Source organism: Lentzea sp. NPDC059081 (assembly GCF_042738015.1).
Lineage (GTDB): Bacteria > Actinomycetota > Actinomycetes > Mycobacteriales > Pseudonocardiaceae > Lentzea.
Window position 1 is genome coordinate 1 of sequence record NZ_JBHYGW010000038.1, and the last position, 17,943, is coordinate 17,943.

At 69.3% G+C, this 17,943-nt stretch carries 16 protein-coding genes; 6 read left to right on the forward strand and 10 right to left on the reverse strand.

Annotation, left to right across the window (positions count from 1 at the left end):
• Nucleotides 1-228: 228 nt before the first annotated feature.
• The 5 genes from ACFWV3_RS41395 to ACFWV3_RS41415 form a co-directional block, all read right to left on the reverse strand.
• Nucleotides 229-945: an ABC transporter ATP-binding protein gene (locus ACFWV3_RS41395; protein WP_382419428.1), complete on the reverse strand. Its 717-nt coding sequence runs from the start codon at nucleotides 943-945 to the stop codon at nucleotides 229-231.
• Nucleotides 942-1,751 (reverse strand): ABC transporter ATP-binding protein, encoded by an 810-nt coding sequence (locus ACFWV3_RS41400; RefSeq protein ID WP_382419429.1) that lies wholly within the window; start codon nucleotides 1,749-1,751, stop codon nucleotides 942-944. The genes ACFWV3_RS41395 and ACFWV3_RS41400 overlap by 4 nt, the downstream gene beginning before the upstream one ends.
• Nucleotides 1,748-3,460, reverse strand: a complete 1,713-nt coding sequence (locus tag ACFWV3_RS41405; protein WP_382419430.1) for a branched-chain amino acid ABC transporter permease — start codon at nucleotides 3,458-3,460, stop codon at nucleotides 1,748-1,750. The genes ACFWV3_RS41400 and ACFWV3_RS41405 overlap by 4 nt, the downstream gene beginning before the upstream one ends.
• On the reverse strand, nucleotides 3,457-4,371 hold the full coding sequence (locus ACFWV3_RS41410; RefSeq protein ID WP_382419431.1) for a branched-chain amino acid ABC transporter permease: 915 nt from the start codon (nucleotides 4,369-4,371) through the stop codon (nucleotides 3,457-3,459). Before ACFWV3_RS41410 ends, ACFWV3_RS41405 begins: the two co-directional genes overlap by 4 nt.
• A gap of 77 nt (nucleotides 4,372-4,448) precedes the next feature.
• Complete coding sequence (locus tag ACFWV3_RS41415) at nucleotides 4,449-5,675, reverse strand: branched-chain amino acid ABC transporter substrate-binding protein (RefSeq protein ID WP_382419432.1); 1,227 nt, start codon at nucleotides 5,673-5,675, stop codon at nucleotides 4,449-4,451.
• Between the two features lie 459 nt (nucleotides 5,676-6,134).
• Here ACFWV3_RS41415 and ACFWV3_RS41420 point away from each other — a divergent pair, with 459 nt between their 5' ends.
• Complete coding sequence (locus ACFWV3_RS41420) at nucleotides 6,135-7,559, forward strand: hypothetical protein (RefSeq protein WP_382419433.1); 1,425 nt, start codon at nucleotides 6,135-6,137, stop codon at nucleotides 7,557-7,559.
• On the opposite strand, the gene ACFWV3_RS41425 is transcribed toward ACFWV3_RS41420, so the two are convergent.
• The 3 genes from ACFWV3_RS41425 to ACFWV3_RS41435 all read right to left on the reverse strand — a co-directional run bounded on the left by ACFWV3_RS41425 (nucleotide 7,540) and on the right by ACFWV3_RS41435 (nucleotide 9,917).
• Nucleotides 7,540-8,151, reverse strand: a complete 612-nt coding sequence (locus ACFWV3_RS41425; RefSeq protein ID WP_382419434.1) for an ANTAR domain-containing response regulator — start codon at nucleotides 8,149-8,151, stop codon at nucleotides 7,540-7,542. The two genes, ACFWV3_RS41420 and ACFWV3_RS41425, sit on opposite strands and share 20 nt — an antisense overlap.
• Before the next feature lie 42 nt (nucleotides 8,152-8,193).
• Nucleotides 8,194-9,012 (reverse strand): hypothetical protein, encoded by an 819-nt coding sequence (locus ACFWV3_RS41430; protein ID WP_382419435.1) that lies wholly within the window; start codon nucleotides 9,010-9,012, stop codon nucleotides 8,194-8,196.
• Nucleotides 9,013-9,212: 200 nt separating this feature from the next.
• The gene (locus ACFWV3_RS41435; RefSeq protein WP_382419436.1) at nucleotides 9,213-9,917 is read right to left on the reverse strand and encodes a hypothetical protein; all 705 of its coding nucleotides are present in this window, start codon (nucleotides 9,915-9,917) and stop codon (nucleotides 9,213-9,215) included.
• 154 nt (nucleotides 9,918-10,071) lie between these two features.
• Here ACFWV3_RS41435 and ACFWV3_RS41440 point away from each other — a divergent pair, with 154 nt between their 5' ends.
• Genes ACFWV3_RS41440 through ACFWV3_RS41450 form a run of 3 tightly spaced genes read left to right on the forward strand, consistent with a single transcriptional unit; the run spans nucleotide 10,072 to nucleotide 13,571 of the window.
• Nucleotides 10,072-11,658 (forward strand): thiamine pyrophosphate-binding protein, encoded by a 1,587-nt coding sequence (locus ACFWV3_RS41440; RefSeq protein ID WP_382419437.1) that lies wholly within the window; start codon nucleotides 10,072-10,074, stop codon nucleotides 11,656-11,658.
• A 28-nt stretch (nucleotides 11,659-11,686) separates the two neighbouring features.
• The gene (locus ACFWV3_RS41445) at nucleotides 11,687-13,069 is read left to right on the forward strand and encodes an ArnT family glycosyltransferase (protein ID WP_382419438.1); all 1,383 of its coding nucleotides are present in this window, start codon (nucleotides 11,687-11,689) and stop codon (nucleotides 13,067-13,069) included.
• Nucleotides 13,070-13,088: 19 nt separating this feature from the next.
• A complete protein-coding gene (locus tag ACFWV3_RS41450) occupies nucleotides 13,089-13,571 on the forward strand; it encodes a DUF664 domain-containing protein (RefSeq protein WP_382419439.1) in 483 nt (160 codons plus the stop codon).
• A 7-nt stretch (nucleotides 13,572-13,578) separates the two neighbouring features.
• On the opposite strand, the gene ACFWV3_RS41455 is transcribed toward ACFWV3_RS41450, so the two are convergent.
• Both ACFWV3_RS41455 and ACFWV3_RS41460 read right to left on the reverse strand, forming a co-directional pair.
• Nucleotides 13,579-14,226 carry a HEAT repeat domain-containing protein gene (locus ACFWV3_RS41455; RefSeq protein ID WP_382419440.1) on the reverse strand — a complete coding sequence of 216 codons (648 nt, stop codon included), beginning with the start codon at nucleotides 14,224-14,226 and terminating at the stop codon, nucleotides 13,579-13,581.
• A gap of 88 nt (nucleotides 14,227-14,314) precedes the next feature.
• On the reverse strand, nucleotides 14,315-15,232 hold the full coding sequence (locus ACFWV3_RS41460) for a LysR family transcriptional regulator (protein ID WP_382419441.1): 918 nt from the start codon (nucleotides 15,230-15,232) through the stop codon (nucleotides 14,315-14,317).
• A gap of 81 nt (nucleotides 15,233-15,313) precedes the next feature.
• On the opposite strand from ACFWV3_RS41460, the gene ACFWV3_RS41465 reads away from it, so the two are divergent.
• Together ACFWV3_RS41465 and ACFWV3_RS41470 are read left to right on the forward strand one after the other, a co-directional pair.
• A complete protein-coding gene (locus ACFWV3_RS41465) occupies nucleotides 15,314-16,798 on the forward strand; it encodes an aldehyde dehydrogenase family protein (RefSeq protein WP_382419442.1) in 1,485 nt (494 codons plus the stop codon).
• Between the two features lie 43 nt (nucleotides 16,799-16,841).
• Nucleotides 16,842-17,939 (forward strand): NAD(P)/FAD-dependent oxidoreductase, encoded by a 1,098-nt coding sequence (locus ACFWV3_RS41470; protein ID WP_382419487.1) that lies wholly within the window; start codon nucleotides 16,842-16,844, stop codon nucleotides 17,937-17,939.
• The last annotated feature ends 4 nt before the right edge of the window (nucleotides 17,940-17,943 follow it).

Here is a 17,943-nt window from a genome sequence, read left to right on the forward strand (position 1 = left end):
GGCGTGCCATCAACCCGCCGAGGGCGCGGTAGCCCCCGATCAGATTGCCGGGGGTTCGGGGGCAGAGCCCCTGAGGGGAAGCACGCAACGCAAGCTCCCCGCACGCAACAGGGGAACCCAACGGGTGAAGGCAACAGGGGAACGCAACCGGAGCAACACACCGACAGCCCACAAAACAGAAAGCGGGACGGAAGAAACCCTCCGCCCCGCTCCCCGACAACCACACCCTCAGTGAGCCTCACCCAGGTACGCGTCGCGCACCCGCTGGTCGGCCAGGAGCGAATGCCCAGGACCGTCCAAAGTGGTCTTCCCGAGGTCGATCACGTACCCGTGGTCCGACAACGCCAGCGCAGCCAGCGCGTTCTGCTCCACCAGCAGAATGGTGGTTCCGAGCGACTGCAGCTCCTTGATGGTGTCGAAGATCCGCTGCGTCATGATCGGCGAGAGACCCATCGAGGGCTCGTCGAGCATCAGCAGGCGGGGCTTGGACATCATCGCGCGACCGATGGCCAGCATCTGCTGCTCACCACCGGAGAAGAGCCCGGCCTTGTTGTGGCGCCGCTCGCCCAGGACGGGGAACAGCTCGTAGACGCGGTCGATGTCGGCCTGCACGCCGTCGTCCTTGCGGACGTAGGCGCCGAGCTGCAGGTTCTCCTCCACGGTCATCCGCGGGAAGAGCCGGCGGCCCTCGGGGCAGTGGGCGATGCCCTCGCCGAGGATCGCGTGCGCCTGGTCGTTGTGGATCGGCTTGCCCTGGAACAGGATCTCGCCCGACGCCGGCCGCAGCAGACCGGAGATGGTCCGCAGGGTCGTGGTCTTGCCCGCACCGTTCGAGCCGATCAACGACACGATCTGGCCGGCCTCGACCGTGAACGAGATGTCGCGGACGGCCTCGATCGCGCCGTAGGCGACCGAGAGGTGGCGGACTTCGAGCAGCGGGCTCATGCCTGCTCTCCCTTCGCGGCCTCGACGTCGGACTGGACTTCCTCCGGCGGCTTGCCGAGGTAGGCCTCGACCACCCGCGGGTCCGCCCGCACGACCTCGGGGCTGCCCTCGACGAGCAGCTCACCCTGCACGAGAACGGAGACCGAGTCGCACAGGCCGAAGATGAACTTGATGTCGTGCTCGATGACGACGACGGACACACCCGTCTCGCGGATGCGGAAGATCAGCTGCTGCGTCGCTTCCGTCTCCTGCGGGTTCATGCCCGCCGTGGGCTCGTCCAGCAGCAACACCGCCGGGTCCGTCGCCAACGCGCGCGCGATCTCCAGACGGCGCTGGTCGCCGTACGGGAGGTTGCGCGAGAGCTCGTCGTCGAGGTTGTTCAGCCCGACGAACGCGAGCAGCTCCCGCGACCGCTCGCGCGCCGCCTTCTCACCGCGGTGGTAGGCCGGGCCGTGGAACAGCGAGGCCAGCGGGCCCTGCTTCATCCGGACGTGCCGGCCGACCATGACGTTCTCCAGCACGGTCATGCTGGGGAACAGGCGGATGTTCTGGAACGTGCGGGCCACGCCCGCGTCCGTCACCTTCGCCGGGTCGCCGGGCAGGACGTTGCCCTTGAGCAGCACCTGGCCCGTGGTCGGCGTGTACAGACCCGTCAGGCAGTTGAAGAACGTGGTCTTCCCCGCGCCGTTCGGGCCGATCAGGCCGACGATCTTGCCTTCGTCGAGCGTCAGCGTGACGCCCTTCAACGCCTTGAGGCCACCGAAGACCATCGAGACGTCGCGCGCCTCCAAAACCGGCGTGCTCATGCCTTCTTCGCCTCCAAATGCGCCTCATCGGCGTTCTCGTCGGCGCGTTCGACCATCTCAGCGCGCCTGTGCGCATCGGGGATCAGGCCGACCGGCCGGAACCGCATGATCAGGATCAGCGCGAGGCCGAAGATCATCAGGCGGTAGTCCTCGAAGTCCCGCAGCTTCTCGGGCAGCACGAACAGCAGCGCGGCACCGAGCACGGCGCCGGGGATGGACCCCATGCCGCCGAGGATGACCGCCGCGAGCAGCGTGACCGACTCGAGGAACTTGAACGACTCGTACGACACGGTGCCGTTCTTGTGCGCGAACACCGCGCCCGCGAGACCCGCGAGCGTTGCACCGATGAGGAACGCGAGGATCTTCATCTTGCCGGTGCGGATGCCCATCGCGCGGGCGGCGTCCTCGTCCTCGCGGATCGCGATCCACGCACGGCCGATGCGGCTGAACTTGAGGTTCGCGAACACCGCCATCGTCGCCGCCACGAGCAGCACGATCAGGACGTAGTAGAGGACACCCGCGGGGAGCTTCACGGCGCCGAGCGTGATCGACTTGTTGAACTCCGTGCCGAACAGCGACAGCGGCGGGATGCCCGGGATGGCGTTGGAGCCGTTGGTGATGCCGCCGATGTCGTTCTGCGCGGAGCGGGTGAAGATCTCACCGAACGCCAGGGTCACGATCGCCAGGTAGTCACCGCGGACCCGCAGCGTCGGCGAACCGACGATGGCGCCGAAGATGCCGGCCACGACGGCCGCGATGACCGCGGCGATCGGGAACGGCAGGTCGATGCCGAAGTGGGCAGTGGCCGCACCGGAGAAGTTCGCCGCGACCAGGGCGCCGATGCCCATGAACGCGACGTACCCGAGGTCGAGCAGACCCGCGAGGCCGACGACGATGTTCAGGCCGATCGCGGTGGCGGCGTAGATGCCGATGTTCGCCGCGACCGTCATCCAGTACTCGTTGCCCGCGTCGGTGAACGGCAGCAGCAGCGCGCACGCCGCCAGCACGATCACGCTGAACACGCGGTGCTGCTCGGACAGGACCGAGATCCAGCGCACGAACCCGACGCCGCTCAGCGCGCCGAGCAGACCGCCGGCGAACCCGAGGAACGACAGGAAGATCGCGCCCGCGTACGGGTTCGAGCTGCCGACGCCACCGGTGGTCAGCATCGCGGCGACGGCGTAGAGCACCGCACCGAACGACACCAGCAGCACCAGGTACGCGACCGGGGTCGGGACCTTGAACTTCCACTCGCCCACCGGCTCGATGCCGATGCCGTACCCGGCCAGGATCGTCAGCACGCCGGCCACGATGCCCACGACGCCGCCGAACGCCGTCGCACCGTCCAGTGCGGTGATGGCGCCGAGGCCGCCACCCTTGACCGTGATGTAGGCCGCGTTGATGAACGACACGGCCGTGAGGCCCCACCCGAGCGCACGGACGACCCGGCCCTTGGACGGGGTCGGCGCGAACGCCGCGACCAGGACCAGGACACCGAGCACGAGGACGTGCCAGCGGAAGCCCGTGACCGCGAACGGCGCGTCGAAGAACTGCAGCGTGGACTTGTCGGGCCAGTTGCCGTCGTTGAGGGCGAACGTGACCCACGGCAGCAACGCCGCGACGATGCCGAGCACACCGCCGGCAGCCGCGAACGGCTTGCCGAGGGACGCGAGCGGCGAGCGCTTTCCAGTGGTGTCAACCGTGCTCATGCGCGCACCCTTTCCGGCTCGCCGAACAGACCCTGCGGGCGGAAGACGAGCACGAGGATCAGCACGACGAAGATCCACACGTAGTCGTACTGGGTGCCACCCGGCATGTACTGGCCGGCCAGGGTCTTGATCAGGCCGATGATGAAGGCGCCGATGACCGCGCCCCGGATGCTGCCGACACCGCCCAGAACGGCCGCCGTGAAGGCGAAGATGCCGGTCTGGAAGCCCATGTCGATGTTGATGTTGTTCAGGTAACCGCCGTACATGATGCCCGCGACGCCCGCGAGCACCGCGCCGAAGACGAACGTCAGCACGATCACGCGGTTGGGGTTCACACCCATCAGCCGCGCGGTGTCGGGGTCCTGCGCGGTCGCCCGCATCGCGCGGCCCATGCGCGAGCGGTTGATGTAGGTCTGCAGGACGACCGCGAGGCCCACCGAGAGCACGACGAGCATGACGCCGGTCCAGGACAGGCTGATCGGGCCGAGCTCGAGGTTGCCTTCGGGGAAGACCTTCGGGTACGGCAGGTTGGACTTGGCGTTCGGGTAGAAGACGCGCACGGCCTCCTGCAGGAACACGGACACGCCCAGCGCTGTGATCAGCGGGGCCAGCCGGGGCGCGTTGCGCAGCGGCCGGTAGGCGAACCGTTCCATGATCACGGCGACGAGGACCGCCACCACGATGCCGCCGACGAACATGAGCGGCAGTGCCACGGCAGGCGACTTCTGGAGGTCTTCCGGAAGAAGCGTGAACGTGGCGAGGCCTCCGTACGAGGCCACCATGAACACCTCGCCGTGGGCGAAGTTGATCAGCTGGATGATGCCGTACACCATCGTGTACCCGAGGGCGATCAGGGCGATCAACGCGCCCTGCACGACCCCGTTGGCCAGCTGTTGGAGCAGGACTGACACGACTACCTCCGTAGACGGCGGGGGCGAGCAAACAACGCCCGCCCCCGCCGTGGCTCAATCAGTGACTAGGTAGTCGATCAGCCGGTGAACTCGCCGGTCTGAACGTCCTTCCACTTGCCAGAGGTGACCGAGTAGACCGTCAGCACCTTGTTCGTGCTGTCGCCGTACTGGTCGAACTTGACCTCACCGGTGGCGCCGGAGCCGCTGTAGGAACCGACGTTCGTCAGCATCGCGTCGCGCTTCGACTCGTCCCAGGCAGCGCCGTCGACGGTCTTGGCCAGAGCGCCGATGAGGGCGTTCGCGGCGTCGTAGGAGAACGCACCGTAGGCGGCGTAGTCGTCCTTGCCGAACTTCGCCTTGTACGCGTCGACGAAGGCCTTGGCCGTGGCCAGGGACTCGGTCGGGGCACCGACGGAGGTGGCGAGGTCGCCCTCCTTGCCGCCGAGCTCGATGTACTTGCCGTCGAAGATGCCGTCGCCGCCCATCAGCGGGACGTTGAGACCGGCGGACGCCATCTGCTTCGAGAGCGGACCGGCGACCGGGTACTCACCGCCGTAGTAGACGGCCTCCGGCGCGAGCGCCTTGATCTTGGAGATGACACCGGAGAAGTCGGTGTCCTTCTCGCCGACCTTCTCGGAGCCGACGATCGTGCCGCCCTTCTTGGCGACCTGCTTCGACAGCTCGGCCGCGAGGCCCTCACCGTAGGTCTTGCCGTCGGTGATGATGGCGATCTTCTTCTTGCCGGCCTTCTCGACGAGGTAGTTGGCCGCGTACGGGCCCTGCAGGTCGTCGGTGGTGCAGACGCGGAAGTAGTTGTCGAACTGGCGCTTCGGGGCCGTCAGGAAGTCGTTGCCCCTGGTGAGCGACGGGTTCGTGTTGGCCGGCGAGATCTGGGGGATCTTCTTGTCCCGCAGGATCGGCTGCACGGTCTGGGCGACCGACGAGTTCAGCGTGCCGACGACACCGATGACGTTCGGGTCGGTCGACAGCTTCGTGGCGGCCTGGGCACCCTTGGCGGGGTTGGCCTCGTCGTCCTGGCCGGACACGGTCAGCTTGTAGCCCTTGACCGTGCACTTCTTGTTCGCCTCGTCCACGGCGAGCTCGGCGGACTGCTTGATGCCGAGGCCGAGAGCGGACAGGTTGCCAGACAGCGGAGCGACAACACCGACGGTCAGAGTGCCCTTCGACGTGTCGCAGCTGCCCCCGTTGTTGCCGCCGGCTTCATCCTTGTTCGAGCCACAGGCTGCAAGAACAAGCAGCGCTGCGCCGACAATCGCTGCGGACTTCACAGAGTGCTTACGCACGTGATGTCCCTCCTCTATCCCTGCTCCCGGCTACGCGAGTTCTCCGCGCACCGCTCCATCACCCTCTCCTGAGGGATGGCCGGAACCTAGGCGATGACTGTGACCGCAGTCATCAAAGCCAATGGGCTCGTGACCATAACGCAACTCGGCGTTATGTTTTGTTTAAGGAATGTCACATACCGTAACCTCCGTTCACTCTTTGGACGGCTGCCATAACGTGGGCGTATGACTCCGCGTCGTCGGTTGATCGCACTCGTGTGTGCCGCCGCCGTGCTCGTCACGGCCGTGCTGGTGCTCCGACAGACCGACGACACGCCACAAAAGCCCAGCTCAGAGGCCGTTCGACTGACCCGGTTCTCCGCAGATTTCATCACATTGCCGTCTCAACCGGTTGAACCCGAACCACCGTCCTCCGTCTGGAGCAGTGGCGGGAGGGTCCACTGGACACCCGTCCCCGGCGTGTCCGGCTACGAGGTCGACGGCAGGCTGGTCGCCACGCCTGAGACCACGGGTTCGGGGAAGCCCGAGGTCCGCGCGGTCGACGCCTTCGGCCGGCGGTCATCACCCGTTCGTGCACAGGAGCGGCCCGCCGACGACTCATGGCGACAGTCGTTCGCCGGTGGAGGCCTGGACGACTTCGACGACACGCACCTGGAGCGCCGCTACCACCTGAGCGCGCGGCGGGGGTGCGTGAACCCGTACTCGGGTTCCGGGGGCAGGCTCGTGCTCGACATGCCGTGCGGCAGCGATACGGCGGTGCTGCGCGCACGGAGGCTCCTGCGGCTCAGCCAGTCGAACGGGCTGGGCGAGCCGGACGAACTGGGCCGGGTGGCGGTCGTGACGGACGCCGCCGGACCGCACGGCGCGCTCGTGCTCGACCTCGTCCCCGGAACGCCGGACCGCACCGGACCGGTCCCTCCCGCCGATGCGGTGCGGGTGGTGGTGGACGACTCCGTGGCGCCCGGCACGCGCGGGGCGGGCGTCCTGCACCGGTTCGAGGTGGTGCTGACCCGTGCCGGTGTGCGCGTGCTGCAGGACGGCGCGCAGATCGCCACCTCACCGGTCGTGCCGTCGTGGCGCGAGGCGAGCGTGGTGATCGGCATGACCCCGCCGCCGGGGTATCCCAGCAGGGTCGAGGTCGACGCGGTCGGCGTCACCGGGCCGCTCCAGCAGGTCGACGAGGTGGTCGAGACCCAGATCGTCGCGGGGACGTTGCGGGTGCTGGGGCCCGACGAACAGGCTCCCGGCATCGGCACAGCGCGCGCACCGTTGCGTGGGGCCCCATCGGCGCGACTGCGGGCAACGGTGCACATCGGCGACGGCGGTGACCTGAACGGCCTGGTCGCGCAGCTCGGTCCGGCGCGGGTGCCGTTGCGGCCGGTGGTGAGCGGGTGGTCCGCGGCGCAGGGCAGCGAGCTGACCGTCACCGGCGACGTCCCTGCCGAGCTCCTCACCGCCGACGGACCGGACGCACTGACGCCGTTCGTGCTGCGGATGCCCGGCGCGTCGCAGGCGCAGGTGCTGGAGAGCTACCTGGAGGTGCCGGGCCCGTCGCCGGTGACGATGGCAACCGCTCCGGCCGAGCCACCGCCCGTTTTGCCGGTGATGACCGCTGAGCTCATCCGTGTGACCCCGAACGAGGCGACGCTGGTGATCACCCTGGACGCCGCTGCCGCACGCTCAGTGGCGCCGCTGGCGGGCTTTGAGGTGTACGTGGACAGCGGTCACGCCGCGACGCTGCCGATGCCCGGCGGTGTCGGCGGCCGGCACGAGCTCACGATCTCGCTCAAGGGCAGCCACAACGTCGAAGTCCGCCTGCGCCCCGAGGATCCGGGGCGGCAGACGGACTCCGTGTGGCTCGAGCTCAGCCGAAGTTCTCGATGACGGCCTCGGCGACGGCCTTCATCGTCGTGCGGCGGTCCATGGCGGTGCGCTGCACCCACCGGAACGCCTCCGGCTCGCTCAGTCCCTGCTTGGTCATGAGCACGCCCTTGGCCCGTTCCACGACCTTGCGGGTCTCGAGGCGCTCGGTCAGCCCGGCGACCTCCTGCTCCAGCGCCGCCAGTTCGGTGAACCGGCTGATCGCCAGCTCGATCGCGGGCACGAGGTCCCGCTTGGCAAACGGCTTGACCAGGTAGGCCATCGCACCGGCGTCGCGGGCGCGTTCGACCAGGTCGCGCTGGCTGAACGCGGTGAGGATCACGACCGGCGCGATCCGGTTGCCCGCGATGTGCTGCGCCGCCTCGATCCCGTCGACCTTGGGCATCTTGACGTCCAGGATCACCAGGTCGGGGTTGAGCTCGGACGCGAGCTTGATGGCCTCTTCACCATCTGCGGCCTCACCCGCCACGTCGTAGCCCTCCTCGCGGAGCATCTCCACGAGGTCGAGGCGGATGAGCGCCTCGTCCTCGGCGACGAGCACGCGGGGGGCCTTGCGCGTGGCTTCGGACTGGGCCTCGGCAGCCTGCTGGGTCACCGGGGTCCTCCTGACGATCGTTCCTGCGGGCGAAAGGGCAGTCTACCGGCGGTCAGGCCCCTGATCAGGCTCGGCAGCCGTGACGGCAGACACGAACTCCTCCGGCCACGGATAGGTCCGCAGCCCCTCCTCGACGTCCTCGGCGGGCGCGTCGAGGCGGCGGAGCTCCACCGTCCCGGACGTGCCGAACCCCGGATGCCCGAGCCGGTCGCGGATCTCCGCCTCGGCGGGACCGCCGGCCCACTCGACGAACCAGGCCCCGCCCAGCGGCAGCGCCCGCAACCAGCTCGCTTCATGCCACAGGTGTACCCGGCGCAGGAGAGCGCTCCCAGTGGCCGCTTCGTTAATTTCTTCGTCTTTTCCGCCGCCGTCGGCGTGCTCGAGACCCCGGAACCCGTACATCCAGCGCACGTACCGCATGCCGAGGTCCCACGCCCTCTCGTCCACTCCGACGAGCACGACGGCCGCGTCGCCGGTGGTCAGTTCGGACGACCGCCGGTACTGCTGGTGCCGCAGTCCCGCGACGCCCATGCCGAACCCGTCCTCGGTGCGCGGCAGCAGCTCGAACAGCAGCGGCCCCAGCGCCCGGTCGCTCAGGCGCAGCTTGAGGGGTTCCCCCGGTTCGACCGTCCGGACCACGTGGGTGGGCCGGACGATGCTCGCGGGCGGCATCAGCTGGAGCACGCTCGCCGCGGTGCACGCGGCGACGAGCACCTTGGCCTCGAGCTGCCGCTGGGCCTCGGTGGCCGCGTCGGGCAGCGCCGCGGAGCCGCGGACGGCCGGAACCGCCTGCGACAGGTTCTCGCCCGTGTAGGTGCGCCGGAGATCGGCGAGCTGGTCCGTGGTGGACAGACGTGCCATGACAGCAGTCCTCGTTTCCGCCGCCCGGCTCGGCACGACAAGGACGCAGGTGCACGCGTCTACGTGGTCGGTTCACTTCGGCGAGCAGGAGTTGCTGAACACCGCGGCGGAGAGTGCCGCCCACTGCCGGGGAGCGGCTCCAGCCTCACGTCTGCTCGGACGCCACTGACCACGGTACCGGACCGGCGCACGCGGTTTTCTCAGTCGGCGCCCACGATCAGCTCGTAGGTGACGTCGACCTGTCTGCTCCCTCCCGAGCCGCGGACCACCAGCTCGTGCTCGCCGGAGGCGGGCGGGCCGACCCACGCCCAGAGGCCGCAGCCGACCGAGTCGATCCTGCCGGTCCGGCTGCCGAACGGGTTGCCCGCGCGGGCCTCGTAGGTGAACGGCGTCGCGGGCACCGTCGTGAGCGGTTGCGCGGAGCCGTTCAGCAGCACCTCGCCCCGTGCGCTCTTCATGAACGCCTCGCAGTCCGCGACCTGACCGGCGAGGTTCGCCACGGGGACGAGCAACGGCTTGTCGGCGGGCACCCGGCACAGCCTCCTGACCGGCACGTCGGTGAGCGAGCCGGCGAGGAACCACACGTCGACGGGCTGGTCACGCCCGCAGAAGCGCCCGGAGGTGTCGGTCACGGGGTTGGTGGCCGCGGGCTGCGAGGCCCAGGTCCACCAGCGCGCCTGGAAGTCGGCGGGCCCGTCCGAAGTGGACGGCGAGGGTCCGGGTGCCTTCCGCGCATCGGCGCCGCACCCGGCGAGCAGGACGACCGAGAACAGCAGGACCAGCAGAAGCAACAACAACTTCGGCAGGTTTCGAACGGACCCGTCGTCGGTCGTGGTCACGTCCACCACGGCGAAGATCACCAGGCCCAGCACCAGCACTCCGAACAGCCCGCCGAAGTACGGCATCTCCCACCCCCGGGTAATGCGCCTGCCGGACATCGTGGCGCGAACGACCACTCCCCGAGCCCGTTCGGAGGAGGTCGCAGCCGGACTGACGCTCAGCCACAGACCTGCTGCGCATCCGTTGTCGTGGCACAAAGCAGCCCTTAGCGTCAGCCGCATGCCCAACGGTGCCGAGAGCTTGCTGGAAGTGCTGGCCGCGCACGACGTCGAGGTCGTCTTCGGCCTGCCCGGTGTCCACAACCTCGCCGTCTGGGAGGCGCTGCGCACGCAACCCGGCATCCGCATGATCGGCGTGCGCCACGAGCAGACGGCGGTCTACGCGGCGGACGGCTACGCACGGTCGACGGGCAAGCTCGGCGTGGCCGTGGTGACCACCGGACCGGGTGCGGCGAACACGCTCGGCGCCACCGGTGAGGCGTGGGCGTCCGGCAGCCCGGTGCTCGTGATCGCCACGGACATCCCGTCGACGCTCCGGCGGCCAGGCGTCCACCGTGGCGTGCTCCACGAGACGCGGGACCAGAAGGCGATGTTCGAGCCGGTCACCAAGGCGTCGTTCGACGTGCCCGCCGCGCACGAGCTGGGCGCTTGCGCCGACAAGGCCGTGCGCCAGGCCCTCCGCAGCCCGCACGGACCCGTTTACCTCGGCGTACCAACGGACTTCCTCTCCGCCGAAGTTCCGCGGCACGTGCCGGACGAGGCCGAACGGCCTCACCTCGTTCCCGATCTGACCGACGCCACGACGTTGATCAACCAGGCGACGCGACCGCTGATCTGGGCGGGTGGAGGCGCGGCACGATCGGGAGCCGGTGCGGCGGTCGCGGAGCTGGCGGAGCGGTTGGGAGCACCGATCGTCACGACGTACGGCGCACGTGGTCTGACGGACAGCCGTTGTGTCGTGAGGGGTCCGGTGCACGCGCCGCCGGTGGGAAGGCTGTGGGACGAGGCCGACCTCGTGATCGCGATCGGCACGGACTTCGACGGCATGATGACGCAGAACTGGTTGCAGCCCAAGCCACCCGCGTTGCTGGCGGTCAACATCGACGCGGCCGACGCCATTAAGAACTACCCCGCGGACGTCACGGTCGAAGGCGACGCCGCCGTGGTCACCGCGGCGCTGGCGGCGCTGGTGGACGAGAAAGAAGCCGTCGTCGACATCGCCGCAGTCAACGCCGAGGTGCGGGCGTTCGCGGAGGCGGACTCACCCGAAGCCGTGACGTTGCTGGACGCGCTCGCGGACACCGACGCCACTCTCGTCGCCGACATGTGCATCCCCGGCTACTGGATCGGCGGCTTCCACCACGTCACCAGGGAACGCGGCCTCGCCTACCCGGTCGGCTGGGGCACGCTCGGCTTCGGCTTCCCCGCGGCGATCGGCGCGGCCGTCCACCGCCCGACGATCGCGGTGGTCGGCGACGGCGGCTTCCTGTTCGCGTGCGGAGACCTCGCGACGCTCAGGCAGGAAAACCTGCCGTTGACGATCGTCCTCGTCGACGACGGCGGCTACGGAATGCTCCGCTACGACCAGCGCGTGGCCGGGCACGCGATCACCGGCGTGGACCTGACCCGCCCCGACTTCGCGAAGCTCGCGGAGAGCTTCGGCATCCCCGCGGTCACCCTGAGGGGCTTCGGCGGACTCGCGGACGCGCTGGCGAGCACCACCGGACCGGCCATGGTGGTCATCGAGGCGAAACTCGGCCCGCCGATCAGCACCTCGCCCCGCTGGTACCGCCGAAACGCCACCTGATCAGGCATCCGCTCGGTACCGTCCGCCCATGAGACGTGGGCCGGCGATCGTGCTCGCCGTGCAGGCGGTGGTGCTGACCGCGCTGTCGGGCCGGTACGGCTTCCACCGCGACGAGCTCTACTTCATCGCGGCGGGCAAGCACCCCGCCTGGGGCTACGTCGACCAGCCGCCCATCACGCCCCTGCTCGCCCGCGCCGCGGTGGAGCTCTTCGGCGAGACGCCCGTCGGTCTCCGCGTCGTGGCAACGCTCCTCGCCCTGGCGACGACGGTCGTGGTCGCCCTCATCGCCCGAGAGCTGGGCGGCGGCGAGGTGTTCGCCGCCGCCGCGTCGGCGACGTCGACCTTCGTTCTCGCCGTGGCCCACATGCTGTCCACGGCCTCGGTAGACCTGCTGGTCTGGGTGCTCATCGGCTACTTCGCGGTCAGGCTGCTGAAGACCCGCGACGGACGCTGGTGGCTCGCCCTCGGCGCGACCACGGGCATCGGCCTGGCCAACAAATGGCTGCTGCTCCTGCTGCTGGCGGCGTTGGCGATCGCACTGGTCGCCGTCGGCCCGCGGGACGTCCTGCGCACCTGGTGGCTCCCCGCCGGCGCGGCACTGAGCCTGGTGATCGCCGCACCCGTGCTGGTGTGGCAGGCGGCGCATGACTTCCCGCTGCTCACCGTCGCGCGCGGCATCAGCGAGGACGACGGCACCGAGAACCGCATCCTGTTCCTGCCCATGCAGCTGGTGATGCTCTCACCACTCCTGGTCCCGGTCTGGGTCCTCGGCTTCCGGAACCTCTGGCGCGACAGGGCGCTCCGCTCACTCGCCCTCGCCTATCCCGTCCTCTGCGCGCTGTGCCTGGTCACCGGCGGCAAGCCCTACTACGCCGTGCCGCTCCTCCTCGTCCTGGTCGCCGCAGCGGCCCGCCAGACCCAGGAATGGCTCCTCCGCCGCAAGGCTCTCGGCGGGGTTCTCGTCGCGCTGAGCGTCGTCCCCGCCGTGATCGGGTCGCTGCCGGTCCTGCCGCCGAGCGCCATCGGGCCGATCATCGCCATCAACCCCGAGCAGGGCGAGCAGGTCGGCTGGCGCGAGCTCACCGACACCGTCGCCAAAGCCTGGGCCCAGGAAGGCCGCCCGGTCGTCATCACCCGCAACTACGGACAGGCCGGCGCGATCCAGACCTACACGCGGATCCCCGTGTACTCCGGCCACATGTCCTTCTACGACTGGGGACCACCGCCCGACAGCGCGAACGAGAAGGTGATCCTCGTCGGTTTCGACACCCCACCGTTCAACGACTGCGAACGCGTCGCACTGCACACCAATGTCGTTGAGAACGAAGAAGACGGCACACCGATATGGACGTGCACGGCACCCGATAAGCCCTGGAACGAAATCTGGCCGACACTGCGCCGCTACTACTGAGGGCTGACAAACTCACGCCGTGACCCGAACATGGCCCGCGAAGCACGCGGACGAAGTCGATCTCGCCTGGCAGTTCCTGGACTTCCTGCGCAAGACCGCCGTGCTGAAGGTCGACGGCCTGACCCGCGACCAGGCGGCGGCCGCGCCCATCGCCACCTCCCCGCGGCTGACGGCCCTCGGCGTCCTCAAGCACCTCGTCGCGGTGGAGCGGTACTGGCTCTGCATCGCGGGCGCGGGACTGGACCTGCCGTCGCTGTGGAAGGGCGACCCGGACCCGTCGTGGGACCTCGCCGACAACGACACCCCGGAGTCGCTGATCCAGGCCTACCGAGAGGAGTGGGCCACCGCGGAGGCACTGCGGCAGCGCGGACCCGACGACACCGCGGCGGACGGCGAGCGGACAGTGCGCTGGATCCTGGCGCACGTGGCCCAGGAGACGGCCCGGCACGTGGGCCACCTGGACCTGCTCCGCGAGCTGGCGGACGGCCGGACCGGCGAATAGCCGCGACTCACATCTCGCCGGGCCACAACGGCGTGAGCGGCGCGACCACCCCGTCGAGGGCGTTGTCGACGACAGCACCCGCCAGCGGCATGAGCGTGGCGCGCGACCACACCAGCCGCTCCCGCAGCGACGGGAACGCCAGCGCGGCGGCAGCCTGCTCGATCACCTCCTGCCGATCGTGCTGCAGGCACCGGAGCAACGCCTCGGACGCGCTCCCGACGGGCACACCCGACCACGCCAGCCGCCGGACCGCGGCCGCCGCCTCGCTGCGAACCCACCACTTCGAGTCGCGCAGCCGGCCGACGACCGGCGGCAGGGCAGCCGGATCCGCGGTGTCGCCCAACGCCGTCACCGCTATCTGCCGGCGGGTCGCCAGCCAGTGCGTCGCGTCCGGCGTGATCCGCTCGACCGGCTTCGCGCGACGCAGCCTGGTGATGCCGTACAGCCACACCCACGGACTGCGGTACACCTCCTGGCCGAGCCACCGGCGGACCGGACCGTCGGTCTCGGCGTAGAAGTGCCGCAACGCGAACCGCGGATCGCGGTCGGGATCGCGCTCCGCCAGCACCCGGCACAGGAGCGGACGCACGGGCCCCGCGTCGTCGAGCGACCCGAGGATGATCTCCTCGGCCCCCGGCTCGGTGCTCTCGATCAATTTCCTGATGTGGGCACGCTGGTCCGGTGAACCCCAGTCCCCCGTCCCAGCCAGCGCCCCATCGCTGCTGAGTTCCCCCATTCCTCCATCATGGCGGAGTTATGTGATCGCCCACGGCGTTTTCGCACACTTCCCGGAGAGCGTTTACCGCATCCCGCAAAAGCGGGTTCGTATTCGCGGTGCGGTGGACAACGTGCACGTGCCGACGCAAAGGCTTGTGCCGCAACGGCATTGCGTGAGCACCAGGCAACGCCCGGTATCCGAGCGCGGGTACCAGCGCAACACCGACACCCGCCGCCACGAGCGATTGCACAACCTCGTAGTCGTTGCTTCGGAAAGCAATTCTCGGCGCGAAACCCGCCGCCGCGCACAACCGCGTGAGACAGGTCGCTCCCGAAGTGCCGTCACGGGAAGCGATCCACCGCTCGTCTTTCAGATCTTCGAGTTTGACGTTGTTCTTCGCCGCCGCGTGCCCGGCGGGAACCATCACGAGGAGCGCCTCGTCCAGCAACGGCACGACCGTGAGCTCCTCCGGCCACGTGCGCGGCACGAGGTCGTAGGCGTACACCAGCGCCAGGTCGAGCTCACCGGCCAGCACCAGGGGCAGCACATCGTCCGGCTCGGCCTCGTCCAGCCGGATCTCGGCGTCCGGTAGGTCCGCCGACAGCCGCGCCAGCGCCTTCGGCACCACCCGCGCGCTCGCGGTCGGGAACGTCCCGATCCGCAGGCGCCCGCGCAGCCCCTGCACCATCGCCTTCACCTCGTGCTCGAACCCGTCGAGCGCCGCGAGCAGCTCACCGCCGCGGTCGGCGATCATCAGCGCCGCACTGGCCGGTCTGATCGAGTGCGCCTCGCGCTCGAAGAGCGGCACGCCGACGGCGCGCTCGAACGCCGAGATCTGCTGCGACACGGCCGACGACGTGTAGCCGAGGCGGCGCGCCGCCTCGGCGAACGACCCCGTCCTCACGACCTCGACGAGCGTGCGGAGATGCACCGGGTTGAGCACCAGCCCAGCTTATGCTCGACCTCGCGAGGTTTCAGTCTGCGACCTCTGGCGGATCCACCGGGCACGCACCAGGGTGGATGGATGCCCTACGTCTCCACGAACCCGGCGAACACCTCCGACGTGGTCGCCGAGATCGAGCTCGGGACCAGCCGCACCTTCGTCGAGGCAGCACGACGGGCGAAGGCGGCACAACGCGCGTGGGCACGCGTGCCCGCCCCCGTGCGAGGACAGGTCATCGGCAACATCGGCAGGCTCGTCGAGGCGAACTCGGAGCCCCTCGCCCAGCTCGTGACCCGCGAGATCGGCAAGCCGATCGCCGAGGCGCGCGGCGAGGTGCAGGAGATCGTCGACACCTGCGACTTCTTCGTCGGCGAGGGCAGGCGCCTCTACGGGCAGACGGTCCCGTCGGAGATGCCCGACAAACAGCTCTTCACCTTCCGCAACCCCGTCGGCACCGCCGCCGTCATCACCGCCGGCAACTTCCCGGTCGCCGTGCCGTCCTGGTACATCGTCCCGGCACTGCTGTGCGGCAACTCGGTCGTGTGGAAACCCGCCGAGTACTCCGCCGCGTCGGCCCAGGCCTTCTACGACGTGTTCCAGGCGGCGGGCATCCCCGAGGGCGTGTTCGAGATCGTCTTCGCCGAGGGCTCGGAGACGTTCGACGGCCTGGAGCAGTCGCTCGTGCACGGACTCGTGGACAAGGTCGGCTTCACCGGGTCCAGCGAGGTCGGCGTGCGGATCGGCGAACTGTGCGGACGCCACCTCCAGACGCCGTGCCTGGAGCTCGGCGGCAAGAACCCGATGGTCGTCACCGAGGACGCGGACCTGGACCTGGCGGTGCAGGGCGCGCTGTTCGCCGGCTTCGGCTCCGCGGGCCAGCGCTGCACCTCGCTCGGCACGGCGATCGTGCACGAGTCCGTGCACGACGAGTTTCTGACCCGGTTCGTCGAGGCCGTGTCCGCCGCCGCGGTGGGCGACCCGACCGGCGACGTCCTCTACGGGCCGCTGCTGGACGAGAAGTTCGCGCTGGCGTACGAGAAGTACCTCGGCTGGATCGGCGAGCACCACACGGTGCACGGCCCGACCGGCCGCATCACGGATGCCAGCCCGCGCCGCGGTTTCGCCGGTGAGAACGGCTTCTTCTACCACCCCGCAATCGTTTCCGGTGTGCGTGCCGACGACGAGCTGTTCCTGCAGGAGACGTTCGGCCCGATCGTCGGCGTCATGAGCTACTCGGACCTGGACGAGGCGATCGAGCTGGGCAACAAGCCGGGCTACGGCCTGTCGTGCTCGATCTACACCAGGGACCCGCACAAGGCCTTCCGGTTCCGCGCCGGCATCTCCGCCGGGATGGTGAGCGTCAACAACTCGACGTCCGGGGCCGAAGCGCACCTGCCGTTCGGCGGGAACGGCAAGAGCGGCAACGGCTCCCGGCAGTCGGGCGTGTGGGTGCTCGACCAGTTCACCCGCTGGCAGTCCATGAACTGGGACCACTCCGGGAAGCTGCAGAAAGCGCAGATGGACACTCTCGCGATCGAGGCGAACCTTGACTTCCGGCTGGCCTGAGCTACCCGGTCAGGCCGAAGTCGTCGTCATCGGCGGCGGGGTGATGGGCACGTCCATCGCTTTTCACCTCGCCGAGGCAGGCGTCCGGGATGTGTTGGTCGTCGAGAAGGACGATCTGGGCTCCGGCTCCACCTGCAAAGCGGCGGGTGGAGTGCGCGCCCAGTTCTCCGACGAGCTGAACATCAAGCTCGGAGCTCGATCACTCGAAGCGTTTCAGCGCTTCCCACAGCGGCCCGGGCAGGAGATCGATCTGCACCAGGTCGGTTATCTGTTCCTCCTTTCCTCCGATGACCACGTCACGGCGTTCGAGCGCAACGTCGACCTCCAGAACTCCCTCGGCGTGCGAAGTCGGATGCTGACTGTCGAGGAAGCCCTGCGGCTGTCGCCGTTGGTGGAAGCGGACGGACTGCTCGCGGCGGCCTTCTCCCCGGACGACGGGCACTGCACGCCTGAGTCCGTCGTCCTCGGTTACGCCACCGCGGCCCGCCGATCCGGTGCCCGCTTCTGCACCAGAACCACCGTGAGATCGATCGTAGGGACGGGGTCCGACAGTTTTCGCGTCGAAACCGACCGGGGAGCCGTCTCGGCGCGGAACGTGGTCTGCGCGGCGGGCGCCTGGTCGCGGGAGATCGGCGAGATGGTGGGCGTTGACCTGCCGGTTTCCCCTCTGCGGCGGCAGGTCATGTTCACCGAGCCGCTGCCGGAGCTACACGATCGGGTGACACCGTTCACCATCGACTTCGGCAGCACCTTCTACTTCCACCGCGAGGGCCCCGGCCTGCTCTTCGGCATGTCGGACCCGGACGAGACGCCGGGCTTCAAGCTGGACATGTCCGACGCGTGGCTGCCGCGGCTCACCGAGGCGATCGGCAGGCGGGCGCCGAGACTGCTCGACGTGGGCGTGCGCAACGGGTGGGCCGGGCTGTACGAGGTGACGCCGGACCACAACGCGCTGATCGGTTCGGCCGGCAGGTTCTTCTACGCCACCGGTTTCTCCGGGCACGGCTTCCTGCAGGGACCCGCGGTGGGCGAGGTCGTGCGCGACCTCGTGCTCGGCCGGGAGCCCTTCGTCGACGTGTCCGGGCTGGACGCTTCCCGTTTCGCCGCCGACAAGGCGCGGCCCGAGCTCAACTGCGTGTGAGGAC

Excerpts from the sequence above, each read along its gene's own strand:
- ACFWV3_RS41395 (WP_382419428.1), bottom strand. The coding sequence starts at position 945 with ATGAGCCCGCTGCTCGAAGTCCGCCACCTCTCGGTCGCCTACGGCGCG.
- ACFWV3_RS41400 (WP_382419429.1), bottom strand. The coding sequence starts at position 1,751 with ATGAGCACGCCGGTTTTGGAGGCGCGCGACGTCTCGATGGTCTTCGGT.
- ACFWV3_RS41405 (WP_382419430.1), bottom strand. The coding sequence starts at position 3,460 with ATGAGCACGGTTGACACCACTGGAAAGCGCTCGCCGCTCGCGTCCCTC.
- ACFWV3_RS41430 (WP_382419435.1), bottom strand. The coding sequence starts at position 9,012 with ATGGCACGTCTGTCCACCACGGACCAGCTCGCCGATCTCCGGCGCACC.
- ACFWV3_RS41435 (WP_382419436.1), bottom strand. The coding sequence starts at position 9,917 with ATGCCGTACTTCGGCGGGCTGTTCGGAGTGCTGGTGCTGGGCCTGGTG.
- ACFWV3_RS41440 (WP_382419437.1), top strand. The coding sequence starts at position 10,072 with ATGCCCAACGGTGCCGAGAGCTTGCTGGAAGTGCTGGCCGCGCACGAC.
- ACFWV3_RS41445 (WP_382419438.1), top strand. The coding sequence starts at position 11,687 with ATGAGACGTGGGCCGGCGATCGTGCTCGCCGTGCAGGCGGTGGTGCTG.
- ACFWV3_RS41465 (WP_382419442.1), top strand. The coding sequence starts at position 15,314 with ATGCCCTACGTCTCCACGAACCCGGCGAACACCTCCGACGTGGTCGCC.
- ACFWV3_RS41470 (WP_382419487.1), top strand. The coding sequence starts at position 16,842 with ATGGGCACGTCCATCGCTTTTCACCTCGCCGAGGCAGGCGTCCGGGAT.